The organism is Cupriavidus pauculus, from assembly GCF_022179805.1.
Classification (GTDB): domain Bacteria; phylum Pseudomonadota; class Gammaproteobacteria; order Burkholderiales; family Burkholderiaceae; genus Cupriavidus; species Cupriavidus pauculus_E.
This window is the reverse complement of sequence record NZ_BPUO01000029.1, coordinates 1-20500: the sequence shown is the minus strand read 5'-3', so window position 1 is coordinate 20500 and position 20500 is coordinate 1. Positions and strand designations below refer to the sequence as shown.

Annotated in this window: 19 protein-coding genes; 15 read left to right on the top strand and 4 right to left on the bottom strand. The window is 66.9% G+C overall.

Annotated features, from left to right (window positions below; genetic code table 11):
- Positions 1 to 48 precede the first annotated feature (48 nt).
- From MFF62_RS30300 to MFF62_RS30270, 7 genes are all read left to right on the top strand, one after another.
- Positions 49 to 744, top strand: a complete 696-nt coding sequence (locus MFF62_RS30300) for a FadR/GntR family transcriptional regulator (protein WP_238267754.1) — start codon at positions 49 to 51, stop codon at positions 742 to 744.
- A gap of 26 nt (positions 745 to 770) precedes the next feature.
- Positions 771 to 2183, top strand: coding sequence for an FAD-binding oxidoreductase (locus tag MFF62_RS30295; protein WP_238267752.1), 1413 nt, complete (start codon positions 771 to 773; stop codon positions 2181 to 2183).
- A gap of 75 nt (positions 2184 to 2258) precedes the next feature.
- Positions 2259 to 3467: an efflux RND transporter periplasmic adaptor subunit gene (locus MFF62_RS30290; RefSeq protein ID WP_238267750.1), complete on the top strand. Its 1209-nt coding sequence runs from the start codon at positions 2259 to 2261 to the stop codon at positions 3465 to 3467.
- Between the two features lie 3 nt (positions 3468 to 3470).
- A complete protein-coding gene (locus MFF62_RS30285) occupies positions 3471 to 4175 on the top strand; it encodes an ABC transporter ATP-binding protein (RefSeq protein ID WP_238267748.1) in 705 nt (234 codons plus the stop codon).
- Between the two features lie 12 nt (positions 4176 to 4187).
- Positions 4188 to 5342 (top strand): ABC transporter permease, encoded by a 1155-nt coding sequence (locus tag MFF62_RS30280; protein WP_238267747.1) that lies wholly within the window; start codon positions 4188 to 4190, stop codon positions 5340 to 5342.
- Between the two features lie 16 nt (positions 5343 to 5358).
- Positions 5359 to 6525 carry an ABC transporter permease gene (locus tag MFF62_RS30275; RefSeq protein WP_238267746.1) on the top strand — a complete coding sequence of 389 codons (1167 nt, stop codon included), beginning with the start codon at positions 5359 to 5361 and terminating at the stop codon, positions 6523 to 6525.
- 81 nt (positions 6526 to 6606) lie between these two features.
- Positions 6607 to 7749, top strand: coding sequence for a 3-deoxy-7-phosphoheptulonate synthase (locus MFF62_RS30270; protein ID WP_283205392.1), 1143 nt, complete (start codon positions 6607 to 6609; stop codon positions 7747 to 7749).
- 15 nt (positions 7750 to 7764) lie between these two features.
- Here the strand turns inward: MFF62_RS30270 and MFF62_RS30265 are convergent, their stop codons facing one another.
- Positions 7765 to 8667, bottom strand: a complete 903-nt coding sequence (locus MFF62_RS30265; protein WP_238267745.1) for a LysR family transcriptional regulator — start codon at positions 8665 to 8667, stop codon at positions 7765 to 7767.
- Between the two features lie 123 nt (positions 8668 to 8790).
- Here MFF62_RS30265 and MFF62_RS30260 point away from each other — a divergent pair, with 123 nt between their 5' ends.
- Complete coding sequence (locus tag MFF62_RS30260; RefSeq protein WP_238267744.1) at positions 8791 to 10653, top strand: FUSC family protein; 1863 nt, start codon at positions 8791 to 8793, stop codon at positions 10651 to 10653.
- A 21-nt stretch (positions 10654 to 10674) separates the two neighbouring features.
- Here MFF62_RS30260 and MFF62_RS30255 read toward each other — a convergent pair whose 3' ends face one another.
- The 3 genes from MFF62_RS30255 to MFF62_RS30245 all read right to left on the bottom strand — a co-directional run bounded on the left by MFF62_RS30255 (position 10675) and on the right by MFF62_RS30245 (position 12666).
- A complete protein-coding gene (locus MFF62_RS30255; RefSeq protein ID WP_238267743.1) occupies positions 10675 to 11646 on the bottom strand; it encodes an SRPBCC family protein in 972 nt (323 codons plus the stop codon).
- Positions 11618 to 11995 carry an ArsR/SmtB family transcription factor gene (locus MFF62_RS30250; RefSeq protein WP_238267741.1) on the bottom strand — a complete coding sequence of 126 codons (378 nt, stop codon included), beginning with the start codon at positions 11993 to 11995 and terminating at the stop codon, positions 11618 to 11620. The genes MFF62_RS30255 and MFF62_RS30250 overlap by 29 nt, the downstream gene beginning before the upstream one ends.
- Positions 11996 to 12066: 71 nt before the next feature.
- Complete coding sequence (locus tag MFF62_RS30245; RefSeq protein WP_238267740.1) at positions 12067 to 12666, bottom strand: TetR/AcrR family transcriptional regulator; 600 nt, start codon at positions 12664 to 12666, stop codon at positions 12067 to 12069.
- 232 nt (positions 12667 to 12898) lie between these two features.
- Between MFF62_RS30245 and MFF62_RS30240 the strand changes: the two genes are divergently transcribed.
- The 7 genes from MFF62_RS30240 to MFF62_RS30210 are packed head-to-tail and all read left to right on the top strand — an operon-like array spanning position 12899 to position 20245.
- A complete protein-coding gene (locus MFF62_RS30240) occupies positions 12899 to 13570 on the top strand; it encodes a CDP-alcohol phosphatidyltransferase family protein (RefSeq protein WP_238267739.1) in 672 nt (223 codons plus the stop codon).
- Positions 13571 to 13578: 8 nt separating this feature from the next.
- Positions 13579 to 14403 carry a HalD/BesD family halogenase gene (locus MFF62_RS30235; protein WP_238267737.1) on the top strand — a complete coding sequence of 275 codons (825 nt, stop codon included), beginning with the start codon at positions 13579 to 13581 and terminating at the stop codon, positions 14401 to 14403.
- A gap of 18 nt (positions 14404 to 14421) precedes the next feature.
- A complete protein-coding gene (locus MFF62_RS30230; RefSeq protein WP_238267735.1) occupies positions 14422 to 15480 on the top strand; it encodes a flippase-like domain-containing protein in 1059 nt (352 codons plus the stop codon).
- A 33-nt stretch (positions 15481 to 15513) separates the two neighbouring features.
- Positions 15514 to 16269 carry a phosphocholine cytidylyltransferase family protein gene (locus MFF62_RS30225; RefSeq protein WP_238267734.1) on the top strand — a complete coding sequence of 252 codons (756 nt, stop codon included), beginning with the start codon at positions 15514 to 15516 and terminating at the stop codon, positions 16267 to 16269.
- A complete protein-coding gene (gene aepX / locus MFF62_RS30220; RefSeq protein WP_238267732.1) occupies positions 16266 to 17969 on the top strand; it encodes a phosphoenolpyruvate mutase in 1704 nt (567 codons plus the stop codon). The genes MFF62_RS30225 and aepX overlap by 4 nt, the downstream gene beginning before the upstream one ends.
- Positions 17966 to 19153: a phosphonopyruvate decarboxylase gene (aepY, locus tag MFF62_RS30215; RefSeq protein WP_238267728.1), complete on the top strand. Its 1188-nt coding sequence runs from the start codon at positions 17966 to 17968 to the stop codon at positions 19151 to 19153. The genes aepX and aepY overlap by 4 nt, the downstream gene beginning before the upstream one ends.
- Before the next feature lie 24 nt (positions 19154 to 19177).
- Positions 19178 to 20245, top strand: a complete 1068-nt coding sequence (locus MFF62_RS30210; RefSeq protein ID WP_238267720.1) for a 2-aminoethylphosphonate aminotransferase — start codon at positions 19178 to 19180, stop codon at positions 20243 to 20245.
- Positions 20246 to 20500 lie beyond the last annotated feature (255 nt).

The window sequence follows — 20500 nt, the reverse complement described above, 5'->3', positions numbered from 1 at the left end:
GTTTACACCTAGTTTTCATATAACCAGAAAAGCGTAACGTAGCGGCCTATGCAAACACGGCCCATCACCCTGACCGAGCGCGTCATCCAGCAACTGCGCTGCGAAATTGCCGACGGCACGTTCCCGGTAGGCGCGCGGCTGCCCACCGGCAAGCAGCTGTCGGAACGCTATGGCGTCAGCGCAGCCGTGATCCGCGAAGTTACCGAGCACCTGCGATCGCAAGGCATGATCGAAAGCCGCCAGGGGCTGGGCAGCACCGTGCGCTCGCGCGTCAGCGACAGCGGGTTCCGGCTGGCTGGCAGCGCCGATGCCACCGACCTGGCCGCGATCTTCGAGCTGCGGATCGACCTGGAAAGCGCGGCGGCGGCCATGGCGGCACGCCACCGTACCGGGGACGACCTCGCGCGCATGACCAGCCTGCTCGATGCGATTGCCGCCGGCATCGACGATGCCGAACACGGCGTGGAGCCCGACATCCAGTTTCATATCGCCATCGCCACGGCCACGCACAACCCGTATTACCTGCAGCTGCTGCAGTACATGAACCTGCAACTGCACCAGGCGGTGCGCACGGCGCGCGTCAATTCGAGCCGCCAGCCCGGCCTGCCGGCCCAGGTGCATGCCGAACACGTGGCGATCTTCGACGCCATCCGCGCACGCGATGCCGACCTGGCCCGCCAGCGCGCCACCGAACATTTGCGCAATGCCGCCGGCCGCCTGGGCCTGCCGCTGCGCCAGTCCTGACATCTTCCATCCAGCTACCGACCATCATGTCCACCTCGCCTTTCGCCCAACGCCTGACCGAAGCCCTTGGCCCTGACGTGGTCGCCACCGCGCCCGACGCCGTGGCGCCGTACCTGTCCGACTGGCGCGGCCTCTACAAGGGCCAGGCCCAGGCCGTGATCCGTCCGCGCTCCACCGAACAGGTGGCCCAGGCGCTGGCGCTGTGCCAGCAGGCCGGCGTGCCCGTGGTGCCGCGCGGCGGCAATACCGGTCTGTGCGGCGGCGCTGCGCCGGACGGTGGCCAGGCCAATGTGGTGATCGCGCTCGACCGCATGGACAAGATCCGCTCGATCGACACCATCGCCAACACCATGGTGGCCGAGGCGGGCTGCATCCTGGGCAACCTGCGCCGTGCGGCCGAAGAGAACGACCGGCTGTTCCCGCTGTCGCTGGCGGCCGAGGATTCGTGCCAGATCGGCGGCAACCTGGCCACCAATGCCGGCGGCGTGAACGTGGTGCGCTATGGCATGACGCGCGAACTGGTGCTGGGCGTGGAAGCCGTGCTGCCGAACGGCGAGATCTTTCACGGGCTGCGCACGCTGCGCAAGGACAACACCGGCTATGACCTCAAGCAACTGCTGATTGGATCGGAAGGCACGCTCGGCATCATCACGGCCGCCGCGCTGCGCCTGTCGCCGCGCGCCGATTCGCGCGCCGTGGTGCTGGCCGCCGTGCAGTCGTCGCAGCAGGCGCTGGAGCTGTATTCGCTGCTGTTCGCCCGGTGCGGCGCGCGGTTGCAGGCCTACGAATTCTTCACCGGCGAGTGCCTGGACCTGGTGCTCACCCATGCCGAGAACGTGCAGGCGCCCTTCTCCGAACGCCATCCGGCCTACGTGCTGCTGGAAATTGCCGACACGGCGTCGGAGGACGTGCTGAACGCGCTGCTGGAATCGGTCATCGGCGAGGCGCTGGAACAGGGCCTGTGCCAGGACGCGGCCGTATCGGCGTCGCTGGCGCAGTTGCAGGGCCTGTGGCGGCTGCGCGAGGAAATCTCCGAGGCGCAGCGGGCCGACGGCCTGCACCTGAAGCACGACGTGTCGCTGCCCATCGAGAGCATTCCGGCGTTCATGGCGTCGATGGAAGCGCGGCTGCACGCGCGGCATCCCGGCATCCGCCCGTTCATCTTCGGCCATTTTGGCGACGGCAACCTGCACTACAACCTGTCGCGCCCGGCCGGCGCCGACCCGAAGTGGGCGCTGGGCGAAGGCAAGCCGGTCAGCGACGAGGTCATGGAGGAAGTGGCGCGCTACAACGGCAGCATCAGCGCCGAGCACGGCATCGGCCAGCTCAAGCGCGACGCGTTCCTGGCGCTGAAAGATCCGCTGGAACTGCGGCTGATGAAGGCCATCAAGCAGGTGTTTGACCCCAGCGGCATCATGAACCCGGGCAAGCTGCTGTAAACGGCGGCGCGTGGCCATGCGCTGTCGCTATACTGGGAGCCTTTTCCTGCATACCGCGACAGAACGGTTCCCAAATTGGCCGATCAAGACCTGAGCAAGCTGAAAATCGACCGCAGCGCCATGGCGCCCGCGCCGCGCCGGCGCCGCCGCTGGGTGCGCTACGCCATCATCGCGGTGATCCTGCTGGTGGTGATCGGCGTGGGGGCCCGGCTGGCCGGCCCGCAACCGGTGGAAACCACCACGGTCAGCGCGGCCTACCCGTCCCAGAACTACACGATGCTGAACGCCACAGGCTACGTGGTGCCGCAGCGCAAGGCCGCCGTGGCATCGAAGGCGCAGGGCCGGCTGGAATGGCTGGGCGTGCTGGAAGGCTCGCGCGTCAAGAAGGACGAGATCATCGCCCGCGTGGAAAGCCGCGACGTCGAAGCGTCGGCCGCTCAGGCCCGTGCCCAGGTGCAGGTAGCCGAGGCCAACCTGCAACTGCAGCAGGCTGAACTGCGCGACGCCGAGGTCAACCTGAAGCGTTCGGAAATGCTGCTGGAGCCCAAGGCTATCTCGAAGCAGCAGTACGACGCCGACCTGGCCCGCTACAACAAGGCGCGCGCATCGGTCAGCAATGCGCAGGCGTCGATCACGTCGGCCAAGGCCAACGCCCGCGCGGCCGAGGTATCGGTCGAGCAGACCGTGATCCGCGCGCCGTTCGACGGCGTGGTGCTGATCAAGCATGCCAACGTGGGCGACAACATCACGCCGTTCTCGGCCGCCGCCGACACCAAGGGCGCCATCGTCACGATTGCCGACATGGACACGCTGGAGGTAGAAGCCGACGTCGCCGAATCGAACATCGCAAAGATCACGGTGGAGCAGCCGTGCGAGATCCTGCTGGATGCGCTGCCGAACCTGCGCATGGCCGGGCGGGTGTCGCGCATCGTGCCAACCGTGGACCGGTCCAAGGCCACGGTGCTGGTCAAGGTGCGCTTTGTCGACCGCGACCAGCGCGTGCTGCCCGACATGAGCGCGAAGATCGCCTTCCTGTCCAAGCCCGTGCCGCCCGGGGACAACAAGCCGCAGACCGCCGTGCAGCCGTCGGCCGTGGTCGAGCGCGACGGCAAGCCCGTGGTGTTCGTCGTGGCCGATGGCAAGGCGACCCAGGTGCCGGTCACGCGCGGCGCCAAGATTGGCGAACTGGTGGCTGTGCAAGGCGTGAAGCCCGGCGACGTGGTGGTGCTGGCGCCGGCCGGCAAGCTGTCCGACGGGGCCAAGGTCACCGTGACCAAGAAGTAAGCCATGGCAGCGCCCCTCCCTGAGCCCCTCGTTTCGATCCGCCACCTCGCCAAGTCCTACCAGCGCGGTGCCCAGACCGTGCCCGTGCTGTCGGACATCTCGCTCGACATCGCGGCCGGCGACTTCATCGCGCTGATGGGGCCGTCCGGGTCCGGCAAGAGCACGCTGCTGAACCTGATCGCCGGCATCGACCGTCCGGACAGCGGCGAGCTGCTGGTGGGCGGCGTCGATATCTCGGAGCTGCCCGAGGCGTCGCTGGCCGACTGGCGCGCCGCGCACGTAGGCTTCATCTTCCAGTTCTACAACCTGATGCCGGTGCTGACCGCGTATGAAAACGTGGAACTGCCGCTGATGCTGACGCGCCTGAGCCGTGCCGAGCGGCGCGAGCGCGTGGAGATGGTGCTGGGCATGGTGAACCTGGCCGACCGCATGGACCACTATCCCACCGAGCTGTCGGGCGGCCAGCAGCAGCGCGTGGCGATTGCCCGTGCGCTGATCACCGATCCGACGCTGATCGTGGCCGACGAGCCCACCGGCGACCTGGACCGCACCTCGGCCACGGAAATCCTGGCCATGCTGCAGCGGCTCAACGCCGACGTCGGCAAGACCATCATCATGGTCACCCACGACGCCCACGCGGCCGAAGCCGCCAAGTCGCTGGTCCATCTGGAAAAAGGCGAACTGCTCCACAGCGGGCAGCGCGGCTGACGGACCCGACCCATGTACCTGCCCAAGCTGATTGCCCGCAACGCGCTACGCCACAAGCTGCGCACGGCGCTGACCGTGCTGGGCCTGGTCATCGCCGTGCTGGCCTACGGGCTGCTGCAGACGGTGGTGGATGCCTGGTACGCGGGGGCGTCGGCGGCGTCGAACGCAAGGCTGGTGACCCGTAACGCGATTTCGCTGACGTTTGCGCTGCCGCTCAACTACGAGTACCGGATCAAGGGTGTCGACGGCGTGACGCAGGTGGCGCGCTCGAACTGGTTTGGCGGCGTCTACCGCGATCCGAAGAACTTCTTCGCGCAGTTCGCGGTGTCCGACAACTACCTGGACCTCTATCCCGAATTCATCGTCACCCCTGCCCAGCGCGCCGACTACCAGCGCGACCGCCGGGGCGCGCTGGTCGGCCGGCAACTGGCCGATTCGTACGGCTTCAAGGTGGGCGACGTCATCCCGATCAAGGGCACGATCTATCCGGGCACCTGGGACTTTGTGGTGCGCGGCATCATGGAAGGCCGCGAGGAAAGCACCATCACGCGGCAGATGGTGTTCCACTGGGATTACCTGAACGAAACCGTACGCAAGCGGAACCCCCGGCAGGCCGACCAGGTGGGCGTGTTCGTGCTGGGCGTAGACAACCCCGACAACGCCGCGTCCATCTCGCGCGCCGTCGACAACGTGTTCAAGAATTCGCTGGCCGAGACGCTGACCGAGACCGAGCAGGCTTTCCAGCTTGGCTTTGTGGCGATGTCGAACCAGATCATCGCCGCGATCCGCGTGGTGTCGTACGTGGTGATCGTCATCGTGATGGCCGTGATGGCCAACGCCATGGCCATGAGCGCACGCGAACGCATCACCGAGTACGCCACGCTCAAGGCGCTGGGCTTCGGCTCCGGGTTCCTGTCGATGCTGGTATTTGGCGAATCGATGATCATCAGCCTGTTTGGCGGCGCGCTGGGCATGCTGCTGACGCCACCGGCGGCCAGTTTCTTCAAGCAGGCCGTGGGCGGCGTGTTTCCGGTGTTCACGGTGTCGCACGAGACCATGGCGATGCAGGCCGCCTGCGCCGTGGTGGTCGGCCTGGCCGCCGCGATCGTGCCGGCCGTGCAGGCCGCGCGGGTGCGCATCGTCGAGGGCCTGCGGGCCATCGGCTGACGGGAACCCGGTCAATATGGTCATTCCGCTCCACTACATCGCCCGCAACGTCTGGGCCCGGCGCCTGACCACGGCGCTGACGGCCGGCGGGCTGGCGTTGGTGGTTTTCGTGTTCGCCACGATGCTGATGCTCGACGCCGGCCTGAAGCAGACGCTGGTGACCACGGGCGAGCGCGACAACGTGGTGGTGATCCGCAAGGGTGCCGAAACCGAGATCCAGAGCGGGATCTCGCGCGACCAGGCGGCCGCGCTGGAAATGTACCCGGCCGTGGCCATGACGCCCGAGGGCCGGCCGATGGCGTCGCGCGAGGCCGTGGTGCTGATCTCGCTGACCAAGACCGGCTACACCACGCCATCGAACGTGGTGATCCGGGGCGTCTCGCCGCTGGGGCTGGGCATGCGGCCGCAGGTGCGGCTGACCGAGGGGCGCGTGTTCAAACCCGGCTCGTCGGAGATCATCGTCGGCAGCAGCATCGCGCGCGGCTACGGCAACGTCCGCATTGGCGACAAGCTGCGCTTTGCCCAGCGCGACTGGACCGTGGTGGGCCATTTCGATGCCGGCGGCAGCGGCTTCGATTCCGAGATCTGGGGCGATGTGGACCAGCTCATGCAGTCGTTCCGCCGCCTGTCCTACTCGTCGATGGTGCTGCGGCTGGCCAATACCGACGCGTTCGACAAGTTCCGCGCCGACATCGACGTCGACCCGCGCCTGGCCAACGAGGCCAAGCGCGAGCAGCAGTTCTACAGCGACCAGTCCCGTGCGCTGTCGGCGTTCATCAATATCCTCGGGCTGACGCTGACCACGATCTTCTCGGTGGCGGCGATGATCGGCGCCATGATCACGATGTACGCGTCGGTGGCCAACCGCGTCGGCGAGATCGGTACGCTGCGCGCGCTGGGCTTCCAGCGCACCAATGTGCTGATGGCCTTTCTGATCGAGGCGGTGCTGCTGGGGCTGGTGGGCGGCATAGCGGGCCTGCTGTGCGCGTCGCTGATGCAATTCGCGTCGTTCTCCACCACCAATTTCCAGACCTTCGCCGACCTGTCGTTCCGCTTCGTGCTGACGCCGGCCATCATCGTCAAGACGCTGCTGTTCTCGATGGCCATGGGCCTGCTGGGCGGCTTTCTGCCCGCGCTGCGCGCGTCGCGGCTCAATATCGTGGACGCGCTGCGGGCGCGTTGAGGTGCGTTAAGGGTGTGTCCGGCCCGGCTCTCCTTTAGAATCGCTGACTAGCCGCATTTTCCAGAATTCCAGGAGTCCGCCGTGACCGACCCACAAAAATCCCCGCCCACCATTGCCGAGGGCTGGCAGGCGCCGCCCGACCGTACCAGCGTGACCGATGATGCGCGCGTGGAAGACATCATTCCGCTGCCGCCGCCCGAGCACCTGATCCGCTTCTTCCCGATCCGCGGCACGCCGGTGGAATCGCTGGTCAACCAGACGCGCCAGCGCATCTCGGGCATCCTGCATGGCCAGGACGACCGGCTGCTGGTGATCATGGGGCCGTGCTCGATCCACGACCCGCAGGCGGCGCTGGAATACGCACGCCGGCTGCTGGCGCAGCGCCAGCGCTACGCCGATTCGCTGGAAATCGTGATGCGCGTGTACTTCGAGAAGCCGCGCACCACCGTGGGCTGGAAGGGGCTGATCAACGATCCGTACCTGGACGAGAGCTACCGCATCGACGAGGGTCTGCGCATTGCGCGCAGCCTGCTGCTCGACATCAACCGCCTGGGCCTGCCGGCCGCCGGCGAGTTCCTGGACGTGATTTCGCCGCAATATATCGGCGACCTGATCTGCTGGGGCGCGATTGGCGCGCGCACGACCGAGAGCCAGGTGCATCGTGAACTGGCTTCCGGCATTTCGGCGCCGATCGGCTTCAAGAACGGCACCGACGGCAATACCAAGATCGCCATCGACGCCATCCAGGCCGCGTCACGCGCGCATCACTTCCTGGGCGTGCACAAGAACGGCCAGGTCGCGACCGTGCATACCAAGGGCAATCCGGACTGCCACATCATCCTGCGTGGCGGCAAGGCGCCCAACTACGACGCCGAATCGGTCGGGAAAGCCTGCGGGGAACTGGAGGCAGCCGGCCTGCGCAACGCGCTGATGGTCGATTGCAGCCACGCCAACAGCAGCAAGCAGCACCAGCGGCAGATCGATGTGGCGCGCGACGTGGCGCAGCAGGTCGGCGGCGGCAGCCGGTCGATTTTTGGCGTGATGGTGGAAAGCAACCTGCTGGCCGGCGCACAGAAATTCACGCCGGGCGAGCACCAGCCGGCGGCATTGACCTATGGCCAGAGCATCACCGACGCCTGCATCGGATGGGACGACTCGGAGGCCGTGCTCGACACACTGAGCCAGGCCGTGCTGGCGCGCCGCGCGCTCGGCGCCAAGCGCTGATTCAGCGGGCCGGCGTCATCCCTTGACTTGGCCCATCACCTCCTCGCACACCGCCAGCCACGCCCGGGCCGCATGTGACAGATAGCGGCCTGGCGACCAGATATGGGCCAGCGCCCAGTCCATGGTCGGCCCGGTCAGCCGGGCGGCGGCCAGCTTGTCGCGCGTTTCCAGTCGGGCCAGCAACGGCTCCGGCAGGAACGTCGTGCCAAGCCCGGCGGCCGCCATCGACGCCAGGAAGTCCCAGTGGCCGCTTTGCGCCACCACGTGCGGTTCGATACGCGCCTCCAGGAATGCCTGCCGCAGCTTGCGCGTCAGCGAGAATTCATCGGTCAGCAGAACCAGCGGCTCGTTGCGCAACGCCTCCAGCGTGACCGTGCGGCCACTGGCCCAGGCCGCGCGATGCGGGCCCACGGCCCAGATCGGATATTTGGCGAACGCGCGCGTTTCCAGCGCCAGGCCGCTGTCACCGGGCAGCACCGTGGCGCCCACTTCGAGTTCGCCATTGGCCACCTGCTGCTCCACCACCTGCCCGCCGTGTTCCGACAACGTCAGCTGCAGGTTCGGGTAACGCTTGCGGAACGCGCTGACGGCCGGCGAGAAGAACAGGTTGACCATCGGCGGAATGCCAACGGTCAGTTGACCCCGCCCCAGTGATGACAGATCGGCCACTTCCAGCGTCAGCCGGTGCACCACGCCCAGTGCTTCCTGGCCTCGGTCGTAGACCACCCGGCCCACGTCGGTCAGCCGCACCGATTTGCCCTCGCGAATCAGCAGCGGCTGGCCCACTTCGTCTTCCAACTGCTTCACCATCTTGCTGATGGTCGACTGGGTGACGTAGAGCGAGGTGGCCGCCTGGGTAAAGCTCTTGAGGCGGGCCGTCTCCACGAAATAACGCAGCGCCCGGATATCGATCGGCATCGCAGCCCTCTCATGAAAATTCCGACTGAAGTTGCGAATTTTAAATCATGATTGGAATCAACGGGGCGCGGCTACACTGCCATCCACCTAACGCCCCCACGCCGCCCCCGGCGTATCTCCATCATGGCTGGCTGGCCGCATGCCCGACAGTGGCTGTTTTCGCTGAAGGCATTCGCGGCCGCGATGCTGGCACTCTATATCGCCCTGTCCTTTGGCCTGCCCCGCCCCTACTGGGCCATGGCCACGGTCTACTTCGTGTCGAACCCGCTGTCGGGCGCCACCCGGTCCAAGGCCACCTATCGCGTGGCGGGCACCCTGCTGGGCGCCACGGCGGCGGTGATCACGGTGCCGCAACTGGTGAGCATGCCCATCGTGCTGACCGGCGCGGTGGCACTGTGGATCATGGTGCTGGTCTACCTGTCGCTGCTGCAGCGCGGGCCGCGTAGCTATGTGTTTCTGCTGGCCGCCTATACGCTGCCCATCGTGGCGCTGCCGGCCGTAATGCAGCCGGCCGACATCTTCGACATCGCCGTGGCCCGCATCGAGGAAATCGTGATCGGCATCGTCTGCGCGAGCCTGGTGGGCGCCATCGTGTTCCCGGCCAAGGTGGCACCCGCGCTGCGCGAACGTGCACGACTCTGGCTTGACGATGCCGCCGCCTGGGCCGGCGATATCGTTGCCGCCAACCCACGCGCTGCCGCCAGCCGGCATCGCCTGGCCGCCGACATGCTGGCGCTCGACCAGTTGATCGTGCACCTGTCGTTCGATGCCGAAAGCCGTCGCGCCGTGGATCTCGCCCGCGCGCTGCGCGCCCGCATGTCGCGGCTGATGCCGGTGCTGTCCGGCCTGGACGTCGTGCTCCATGCGCTGCGCGACACGCACGCGCCAGCACTGGCCCGGCCGGCGCTGGAGCAAGCCGCCGAGCTGCTGCAAGCCCGGCACCTCGCGTTGATGCAGGCGTGCGCGGATCTGCGGCACGGGATCGACGACCACCCCGCCAAGCCGTCAGCGTCGCCCGCGCCTGAAGCCACCGAGACGGGAGCCGCCCACCACGACCACGCCATGCTGGTCTTCGGCGCGGTTTCGGCCGGCCTGGCCGTGTTCTGCGCCGGGCTGCTCTGGATTTTCTCGGGATGGGAGGATGGTGGCGGCCCGGTGGCCGTGTCGGCCATCGCCTGCTGCTTCTTCGCGACCATCGACGAACCGCGTCCGGTGGCGCGATCGTTTATCCGGTGGGCCGCTATCTGCCTGCTGATCTCGTCGTTCTATCTGTTCCTGGTGGTGCCCCACGCGCAGACGTTCGAGACGCTGGCCGGCATGCTGGCCGTGCCGTACCTGGGCATCGGCGTGCTGGTGCCACGGCCTGGCTTCAACCTGATCGCGATGCTCTTATCGGTCAACACTGCATCATTCGCCAACGTGCAGACCGTCTACGACACCAACTTCATCGGCCTGTTCAACACCAATCTGGCCAATGCAGCCGCCATGCTGTTCGCCCCGCTCTGGGCGATGCTGGCACGGCCCTTCGGCGCGCATGTGGCCGCCCAGCGACTGATTCGCGCCAGTTGGCAGGACCTGGCGCATGCCGCCACCTGGCGTGCCGCCGACCACCACACCCGGGTCGGCGCGCGCATGCTCGACCGCCTGGGGCAGTTGATGCCGCGCCTAGGCGCCAGCGGCGGACGGCTGGCATCGGATGGCTTTACCGAGTTGCAGATCGGCTACTGCACGCTGTCCCTGCAGCGTGCGCTGCCCGCATTGCCGGCGACGGCGAGGAAACCCGTGCGGCGCGTGCTGGGCATCGTGGCGCGCCACTTCCGGGCGCGGGTGAAGGCCGGTCACGTCGTGACGACGCCACCGGCGCTGCACGACTGGATCGACGCCTCGCTGGCGCAATTGCCGACACTGCACGACCGCGCGTTGGCCGCGGACGTGCAGTGCGCGCTGGTAGTACTGGGCCTGACGTTGCACACGCGGCCCGAGTAAGGTGAGGTGTAAGGCGAAGCTTCAGCGCTTGGCAGCGGACGCCACCCACGCGCCGATCGCATCGAGCAGCAGCCCCGACCCATGCTCGCGCGACCCCGCGTCGTCGTAGCCGTCCAGGAAGGCGCCGTGCTCGGTCAGCGTCAGTTGCGTGCCCTGGCCGACGGCCTTCAGCTCGAAGATCGCCAGCGACACCGAGATCTTGCGCTCGCCCATGTGCATCTCGTAGCTGTAGACCAGGCGCTGGTCGGGAATCACGTCGAAGTACACGGCATCGAACGTGGACACCAGACCGTTTTCCCACTGGCCCTGCAGGTGTTCGCGGCCGCCGGGCCGCACGTCCATCGCACGCGACACGGTCTCGTAGCCCTGGCCGCCATGGAACCACTGCGCCTTGGCCACAGGATCGCTCAGTGCCCGGAACACCAGCGCCGGCGCGGCATCGTAGGTGCGCGAGATCGTAAAGGTGCCATGCGCCACCGAGCGCGGCGGCGTCTCGGCGCCGATGCGGGCCACTTCCTTTTCCAGCCGATCGAGCGTCTGCTTCCAGCCCTCCTCCGCCCTGCCCGTGTAATTGCCAGCCGACGGGTCGAGCAGCGTGTACTGCTGGGTCACCGTCATCTCGGTGCCGCCGCAGACCGTCTCGAAACCGACCGTGGTCAGTGCATTGAACAGTTGCTGGCCTTCGGGCGTTTCCACGGTCATGTCGATCACCAGCCGCGAGTGCGGCGTGATCTCGACGTAGTGGCCGCGTATCCAGTGATCGAATTCGCCATTGCACCCGCGCATGCGCAGGTCGAACCGGCCGCCGGGCCGGAATTCCACCTCGCACTCGGGCACCGTGGCGCCCTGCGGGCAGAACCAGTGCTTCAGGTGCTCGGCTGCGCTCCATGCCTTGAATACGAGGTCACGCGGCGCGTTGAACGCGCGCGATACGGTGAGCCGATGTTGCGCGGACTGCGCCGTCTCAACTGCCGTTGCCGTTGCGGGTGCCATCGGATGCTGCCTCCTTCTTCATGGTTTCCAGGTATTCGCCCAGACGGTCGAAATGGCCTTCCCATTCGGCCCGACGGGCGTTGATCCATTGCTCTGCCTCGCTCAGCGCGCTGGGCGCCATGCGGCAGGTACGCACCCGCCCCACCTTCTCGGTCTGCACCAGCCCGGCCTGCTCCAGCACCGAAAGATGCTGCATCACCGCCGGCAACGACATCGCCAGCGGCCGGGCCAGGTCCGAGACGGACAACGGCCCGCGCGCCAGTTGCGCCAGCATCGTGCGGCGCGTGGTATCGGCCAGCGCCTGAAACGTGGCGTCGAGGGGATCGGAGTGGGTTGAATGGTTAAGCATGTCCTTTAGTATAGAGACGCGTGATAGTTAAGCAAGGACTTTAGTGAGGCGTTGGAAAGTTATTTGGGAAGTTACCGCTGCAGCGACGCAATCCGCGCCATGACCTCTGCCAATTCCGGGCACGGCTTGAGCTGGTCCACCAGCCACTGGACCGAATCGGCCAGCACGTCGGCGTCGTAGTCGGCGGCAAAGCTGTGCAATGTGGCGCCATGCAGGAACAGCCGCAGGGCCAGCAGCTCAGGATCGGGAGCGGCCGCGGGGTCGTAGCCGAACAGTTGCACCGGCACGCGGGCCAGCAGCGGGCCGACGGCATCGGCCAGCCGCTTGTCGCCGCGCGACGCCATCCAGACTTCCAGGATGGCCAGCGACGTATGGCGCTGGCGCCGGCGAATCAGCGTGTGCAACATCAGATGCAGGCGCACGCGCGGTGCCAACGGCCCCAGCATGTCCAGCTTCTGGGCTTCGGTCTCCAGCAGGCTGGCCACCATGGCCGGCAGCAGGTCGTAGCGCCCTTCCGGAAACTGGTGCCGCAGCGACCCGCGGCTGATGCCGGCGAGCTCGCAGACGCGGGCCTCGCCAAAGGCGGCATAGCCCTGTTCGATCAGTAAGGTGGTGGCGGCATCGATCAGCGCCTGTCTTGTGGACGCGCTGCGTTCGGCTTGGGTCGGCATGGCTGCGATTGTAACGATAACGTCATGGCAGCGAGTTGAGCGTTCAACTGGCATGGCCGGGCCACGCATTGACCTGGCCCCATGGCCCCCTGCTGCACACGGCAGGGAAACGGCGTATTCTCGTGAACTTGTCATTCGGGCGTCGTAGGCGTAGTGTTCGGCATCGCCTGCGGCGCAGCGCCAGACATGGCGCACCGAAGTGCCGGAGCCGCCCCTCCAATTTGTTTGACGGATGAACCAGAAATCCCCTCGATACCCGGATGAACCGCCCTTGCCGTCCACCTGGGATGCCCGCCTTGCCCGCCATCTGGTAAGGCCCCTCAAGAACACTCGTGTCTCCCCCAACCACCTGACCACGCTACGGCTGCTGATTGGCCTGGCCGGCATCGCCTGCATTGCACAAGGCGGCTACGGCTGGACCAACTGGGGCGCGCTGCTGGTTGTCATCTCGAATTTCGTCGACCATACCGACGGCGAGTTGGCGAGAATTAGCGGCAAATCAAGCAAGATTGGCCACTTTTACGACCTGGCGAGCGATGCGCTGATCACGGTGCTGCTGTTCGTGAGCTTCGGCATGGCCGTGGCCAGTACCGGCGCCGAAGCCGGCGCGGCCGGCCCGGTGGTACGCGGCACGATTGCCGGCCTGGCGGTGGCGCTGATCTTCTTCCTGCGCATGCGTATAGAATCGCGGGTTGGCAAAAGTGGCACCAAGCAGGCGTCGGCCGGCGGCTTCGAGACCGAAGACGTGCTGTACCTGCTACCGCTGGTCACGCTGACCGATGGCATCGGTCCGTTCCTGACCGCGGCGTCGATTGGCGCGCCGCTGTTTGCGCTACTGGTCATCATCGATTACTGGCGAGTGATGCGGCGTCCCCAGCCAGTCAAGACCACCACCGATCACTGAGGCAGCATATGCCAGAGCAAGTTACCGGCGACATCGCCATCGCGCCGCGCGCGCCCCTGGACGGTGACCACCATGGCGAGCCGGTGGCCGCACGTGCGGCCGCGCGCCGCCCGGACGCCGCCGTGGCAGGCGTCGTCGCCAAGTTGGACACCCCCGCCCTGCGCCAGGATTTCGACCGCCAGGGCGCGTTTCTTTACCTGGACAGGCTTCTCGGCCCCGATGAAACCGCGCAGCTCGAAGCGCTGGCTCGCTCGCTGCAGTCCGGCCTGAACCGCAACTACCTGCCCGGCCACAAGCAGGGCGGCAGCGTCAGCCGGCATACGATCGACGAAAAAGCGCCGTTCATCGCCGAGCTGTACCGCTCGCGCGCGCTGATCGGCTGGCTGGAACAGGTGACGGGCGACAAGCTCCAGGTCTGCCCCGAATCCGACCCCCACGCCTACGCGCTCTATTACTACACGCGCCAGGGCGACCACATCGGCTGGCACTACGACACGTCCTATTACGATGGCCGCCGTTACACGCTGCTGATCGGCGTGCTCGACGAATCGTCGTGCCGGCTCGACTACGAGCTGCACACGCGCAACCCCGACATTCCCGACGAGCCGGGCTCGGTGCAGATTCCCCCGGGCGGCATCGTGCTGTTCGACGGCGACAAGCTGCGCCACCGCATCACGCCGGCCGGCCCGAACGAGATCCGCGTGTCGCTGACATTCGAATACGTGACCGACCCCGGCATGAAGCCGTGGCTGCGCTTTATCTCGAACATGAAGGACGCCGTGGCGTACTTCGGCTTCCGGCAGGTGTTCCGTCGCCTGCTGGGCGGCAAGTAATCAGGGGAAGTCGGCGGCGTGAATCGTGCAGCATTCCTTCTTCTATCGATAGGCGCGGCCCTGTTTGTCGGGCTGCTGGCCTGGCAGGGCTTTGGCGCGGTGACCACCACGCTGATGTCGGCCGGCTGGGGCCTGGCCGTGGTGGCCGCGTTCCACCTGTTGCCGCTGGCCCTGGACGCCGGCGCCATCGCCGTACTGCTGGACCGCAAGACGCGTCACGGATCGTTCTGCAGCGCGCTGAAGGCACGCTGGACCGGCGAGGCCGTGAACAGCCTGCTGCCAGCCGGCCAGATCGGCGGCCCGGTGCTGATGGTGCGCTACCTGTCGCACCGGGGCGCGCGCATGCGCGATGCCGCCGCCGCCATCACCGTGAGCACCACCACCCAGGCGCTGTCGCAGATGCTGTTCGCGCTGCTGGGCATCGCCGTCTTCGGCGCCAACGACGACCTGTCCGAGTACCGCACACCGATCATTGCCGTCACCGTGGTGCTGGGCGCCTGCGTGCTGGCGTTCTGCGTGCTGCAGCGGCGCGGCATGTTTGGCCGAGTGATGCGCATCGGCCAGAAGCTGTTCGGCAAGCGGGCCGAGGCGCAAGATACCGACACCAATCCCGACACCAGCACCGCCGCGAAGCCGGGCCGCTGGGACGGGCTGGCGCTGCGCGCCGACGCGGTGGACAGTGCGATTCGGGAACTGTACCGAGACCGCAAGAAGGTGGCGGCCAGCTTTGCGCTTAACCTTGTCGGCTGGATTGCCGGCACGGGAGAAGTCTGGCTGATCCTGTATTTCCTGGGGCATCCGGTGAACTGGCACGAGGCTTTGCTGCTCGAAAGCGTGGGCCAGGCCATCCGTGGTGCCGCCTTTGCCATTCCGGGGTCGCTCGGCGCGCAGGAAGGCGGCTATCTGCTGCTGGCGCCGTTGGTGGGACTACCCCCGGACGCCGCGCTGGCGCTGTCACTGGCCAAGCGCGTGCGCGAACTGGTGCTTGGCATCCCGGGCCTGGTGTACCTGCATTTCAGCGAACGGAAGTTCCAGCGCCGTCGCGCCGCAACGGCCCTGTCGGCCGACAGGGGCTGATGCGGCCCTCCCACATCTGATGAGAACAAACTGATGCGAGCAATCATTCTTGCCGCGGGTCTTGGCCTGCGGCTTCAGCAACAGGCGGGCAAGCAGTTTCCGAAATGCCTGCTGCGCTTTGACGGGCTGACGCTGCTGGAGCGTCACCTGCGCCTGCTCGACGCCGCCGGCGTGACCGAAGTGGTGCTGGCACTGGGCTTCGAGCCCGACCAGGTCAAGGAAGAACTGGCCCGCCTTGGCCGCGACCTCGAAATCGTGATCAACACGCGCTACGACCTGGGCAGCGTGCTGACCGTGCACACCGTGGCCGACGCCATGACGCGCGGCGGCGACGTGCTGCTGATGGACGCCGACGTGCTCTACGACGAGCGCATCATGAGCAAGCTCGTGGCCGGCGACACCGTCAACCGCCTGCTGATCGACCGCGACTTCGAAGCCGGCGACGAACCCGTCAAGCTGTGCCTGCAGGACGGCGTACCCGTGGAACTGCGCAAGCAGCTCATGGCCGACCTGCAATACGACACCATCGGCGAATCGGTGGGCTTCTTCCGCTTCAAGGAAGACTGCGCCCGCCGCCTGGCCGAGATCGTCAAGCAGTACGTCGACTCGGGCCGCGCCAACATGCCGCACGAGGAAGCCGTACGCGACCTGCTGCTGGAACGCTCGCACGTATTCGATACGGCCGACGTCACCGGCGCGCCCTGGATTGAAATCGATTTTCCCGGCGACGTCTCGCGCGCCGCCGAAGAAGTCCTGCCCCAACTTCTGCCTGTAGGAATCGCCCAATGAACGCCATCGACCCGAACCTGCTTGCCCCCGCCGTTCCGCTGTCGCGCGCCGCGCGCCTGCGCCAGATGCTGCTCTCGAACGAGCTCGAATTCATCATGGAAGCCCACAACGGCCTGTCCGCGCGCATCGTGCGCGAGGCCGGCTTCAAGGGCATCTGGGCCTCGGGCCTGGCCATTTCCGCCCAGTTCGGCGTGCGCGACAACAACGAAGCCAGCTGGACCCAGGTGGTGGACAACCTGGAGTTCATGGCCGACGCCAGCGACCTGCCGATCCTGCTGGACGGCGACACCGGCTACGGCAACTTCAACAACGTGCGTCGCCTGGTGCGCAAGCTCGAACAGCGCGGCATTGCCGGCGTCTGCATCGAGGACAAGATCTTCCCGAAGACCAACAGCTTCATCGGTGGCGAGCAACAGCCGCTGGCCGATATCGACGAGTTCTGCGGCAAGATCAAGGCCGGCAAGGATTCGCAGACCGACGACAATTTCTCGATCGTGGCACGCGTGGAAGCGCTGATCGCGGGCTGGGGCATGGAAGAAGCGCTGCGTCGCGCCGAAGCCTACCGCCAGGCCGGCGCCGACGCCATCCTGATCCACAGCAAGCTGTCGAAGGCCGACGAGATCGTGACCTTCGCCCGCGAATGGGGCAACCGCTCCCCGCTGGTGATCGTGCCGACCAAGTACTACAGCACGCCGACCGACGTGTTCCGCCGTGCCGGCATCAGCCTGATCATCTGGGCCAACCACCTAGTGCGCGTGGCTGCGTCGGGCATGCAGGCCGTGGCAAAGGACATCTACGAGAACGAGACGCTGGTCAACGTGGAAGACCGCATCGCTACCGTCAATGAAATCTTCCGCCTGCAGGACGCCGACGAGTACTCGGCCGCCGAGAAGATCTACCTGACGGGCGGCCAGGCACCGGGTTCCGCCGTGGTGCTGGCGGCCGGCCGTGGCAAGGGCCTGGAAGCGCTGACCGAGGACAAGCCCAAGGTCATGCTGCCGGTGGCCGGCAAGCCGCTGCTGCGCTGGCTGGTGGACGGCTTCAAGAAGCAGGGTATCAACGACATCACCGTGGTGGGCGGCTACAAGGCCGAAGCCATCGACGCGGCCGGCATCAACCTGGTGCGCAACGACCGCTACGCTGAAACGGGCGAGCTGGCTTCGCTGGCCGCCGCCGCCGACGCGCTGCAGAACGACACCGTGATCGCCTATGGCGACCTGCTGTTCCGCAGCTACATCCTGCGCGACCTGCTCGATTCCGACGCGCCGTTCAGCGTGGTGGTGGATTCGTCGGCGTCCGCGCCGTCGAATCAGAGCGTGCGTGACTTTGCCTGGTGCTCGACCGCCGACGACCGCGATCTGTTCGGCCAGAAGATCCTGCTGAAGAAGATTTCGGACGACGTACCGGCCGGCGATGCGCCGCATGGCCGCTGGGTTGGCCTGATGAACGTGCGTGGCGAAGGCCGTGCGCGCCTGCAGGCGCTGCTGGGCGAACTGCGCCAGCGCCCGGACTTCGACAAGCTCGACCTGCCCGACCTGCTGAACGCCCTGGTGGCCGCCGGCGAAGAGGTCGAGGTCAAGTACGTGCACGGCCACTGGCGTGGTGTGAACGACCTGGACGATTTCCGTCGCGCCGGCGATTTCGCCCATGGCCAGACGCCGTTCGCGGTGGGTGGCGGCGACGCCGAGGCCGCCCGATGATCGAGGCAGTCCAGTTCGTGGAAGCCGCGCGCGAGCGCGGTTTCGAATGGTATGCAGGCGTGCCCTGCTCGTACCTGACGCCGTTCATCAACTACGTGGTGCAGGACCCTACCCTGCACTATGTGTCGGCAGCCAACGAGGGCGACGCCGTCGCCTTCGTGGCGGGCGTCACGCAGGGCGCGCGCAATGGCGTGCGCGGCATCACGATGATGCAGAACTCGGGGCTCGGCAACGCTGTGAGCCCGCTGACGTCGCTGACCTACACGTTCCGGCTGCCGCAACTGCTGATCGTGACGTGGCGCGGCCAGCCCGGCGGCGCCTCGGACGAGCCCCAGCACGCGCTGATGGGCCCGGTCACGCCACAGATGCTGGACACGATGGAAATCCCGTGGGAGCTGTTCCCGACCGAAGCCGAGGCCGTGGGCCCGGCGCTGGATCGCGCGATTGCCCATATGGATGCCACGGGCCGGCCGTACGCGCTGATCATGCAGAAAGGCAGCGTCGCGCCCTACCCGCTGCAGTCGCAGACGCCGCCGCAGGCGCGCGTCCGCGCTACGCCGAGTGTGTCTAACACCGGCGCCGCCACGCTGCCGAGCCGCCAGGAAGCGCTGCAGCGCGTGATTGCCAATACCCCGGTCGACTCGACCGTGGTATTGGCCTCCACGGGCTTTTGCGGCCGCGAGCTGTATGCGCTGGACGACCGAGCGAACCAGCTTTACATGGTGGGTTCGATGGGCTGCCTGACGCCGTTCGCGCTGGGCCTGGCCCTGGCGCGCCCGGACCTGAAGGTGGTGGCCATCGATGGCGACGGTGCCGCGCTGATGCGCATGGGCGTGTTCGCCACGCTGGGCGCCTATGGCCCGGCCAACCTCACGCACGTGCTGCTCGACAACAACGCGCATGATTCCACCGGTGGCCAGTCCACGGTGTCGCACAACGTGTCGTTTGCGGGCGTGGCGGCGGCCTGTGGCTATGCATCGGCCGTCGAGGGCGACAACCTGGCGATGCTCGACGAAGTGCTGGCTGCTGCCGCCAGCGCCACGTCGGGTCCGAATTTCGTATGCGTGCAGACGCGTCCCGGCTCGCCGGACAACCTGCCGCGTCCGTCGGTGACGCCGGTGCAGGTCAAGACGCGCCTGGGCCGCCAGATCGGCGCCGACCAGGGCAACGCCAACCACGCCTGACACCTGACCTCTGAGAAAAACCGCATGCTGCTTCTGAATCCCGGCCCGGTCACGCTGTCCGAACGCGTGCGCCAGAGCCTGCTGCAAACCGACCTGTGCCATCGCGAAAGCGAGTTCTTCGACCTGCAGGACGAGGCACGCCAGCGTCTGCTGGGCATCTACGGGCTTGACCCGGCCGCCTGGACGGCGGTGCTGATGACCGGCTCCGGCACGGCCGCGCTGGAAAGCATGATCGCCGGACTGGTGCCCGCGCAGGGCAAGCTGCTGATCGTGCAGAACGGCGTCTATGGCGAGCGCATCGCGCAGATCGCCACGCAGTACCAGATCCCGCACACGGTGGTGAAGCACGACTGGACCGAGGCGCCCGACCTGGCCCGTATCGACGCGGCGCTGGCGGCAGACAAGGCCATCACGCACCTGGCGGTGATCCAGCACGAGACCACCACGGGCCGCCTGAACGACCTGCCGGCGATTGACAAGCTCTGCCAGGCACGCGGCATCCGCCTGCTGGCCGATACCGTCAGCAGCTTCGGCGCCGAGGCCATCGACTTCAGCGGCAACATCGACGCCGTGGCCGCCACGGCCAACAAGTGCCTGCACGGCGTGCCCGGCGCGGCCTTCGTGATCGTGCGCCGCGCGGCGCTGGCCCAGGCGGTCAGCCGCACCTACTACCTGGACATCGCGCGTTACGCCAAGCAGCAGGACCAGCGCAACACGCCGTTCACGCCGTCGGTCCACGCGTTCTATGCACTGGTGGAAGCCCTGCGCGAACACGCCGACGAAGGCGGCTGGCAGGCTCGTCACCAGCGCTACGCCGCGCTGGCCGAGGAAGTCCGCAGCGGCCTGGCTGATCTGGGCATCGAGGCACTGTGGCCGGCCGCGCAGTCGTCGGTGGTGCTGCGCGCGTACAAGCTGCCGCAGGGCGTGACGTACGAACAGCTGCACGACGGGTTGAAGGCGCGTGGCTTCGTGATCTACGCCGGCCAGGGCGGTTTGTCGTCGCAGCTTTTCCGGATTTCGACGATGGGCGCGCTGACGGCGGCCGATATGCATCGGCTGATTGCTGGATTCCGGGAACTGCTGGGCCGCTGAGATTTAGCGCTGGTTTGCTCCCCTCTCCCGCAACGCGGGAGAGAGGCTGGGGGTGAGGATCGGCGGCTCTGCTTGCCGACAGGTCGCAATTTGGACCGCTTGCCCTCACCCCCAACCCCTCTCCCACTTGTACAGACCGGGAACATAGGTAACACCCGTTCGGGAACATGGGTAACACGTCTAGACTGGCCGGCAGTGTCTTTTTGGAGACCTGCCATGCCATGGAAGGAAGTGTCACTCATGGATCAACGCGTG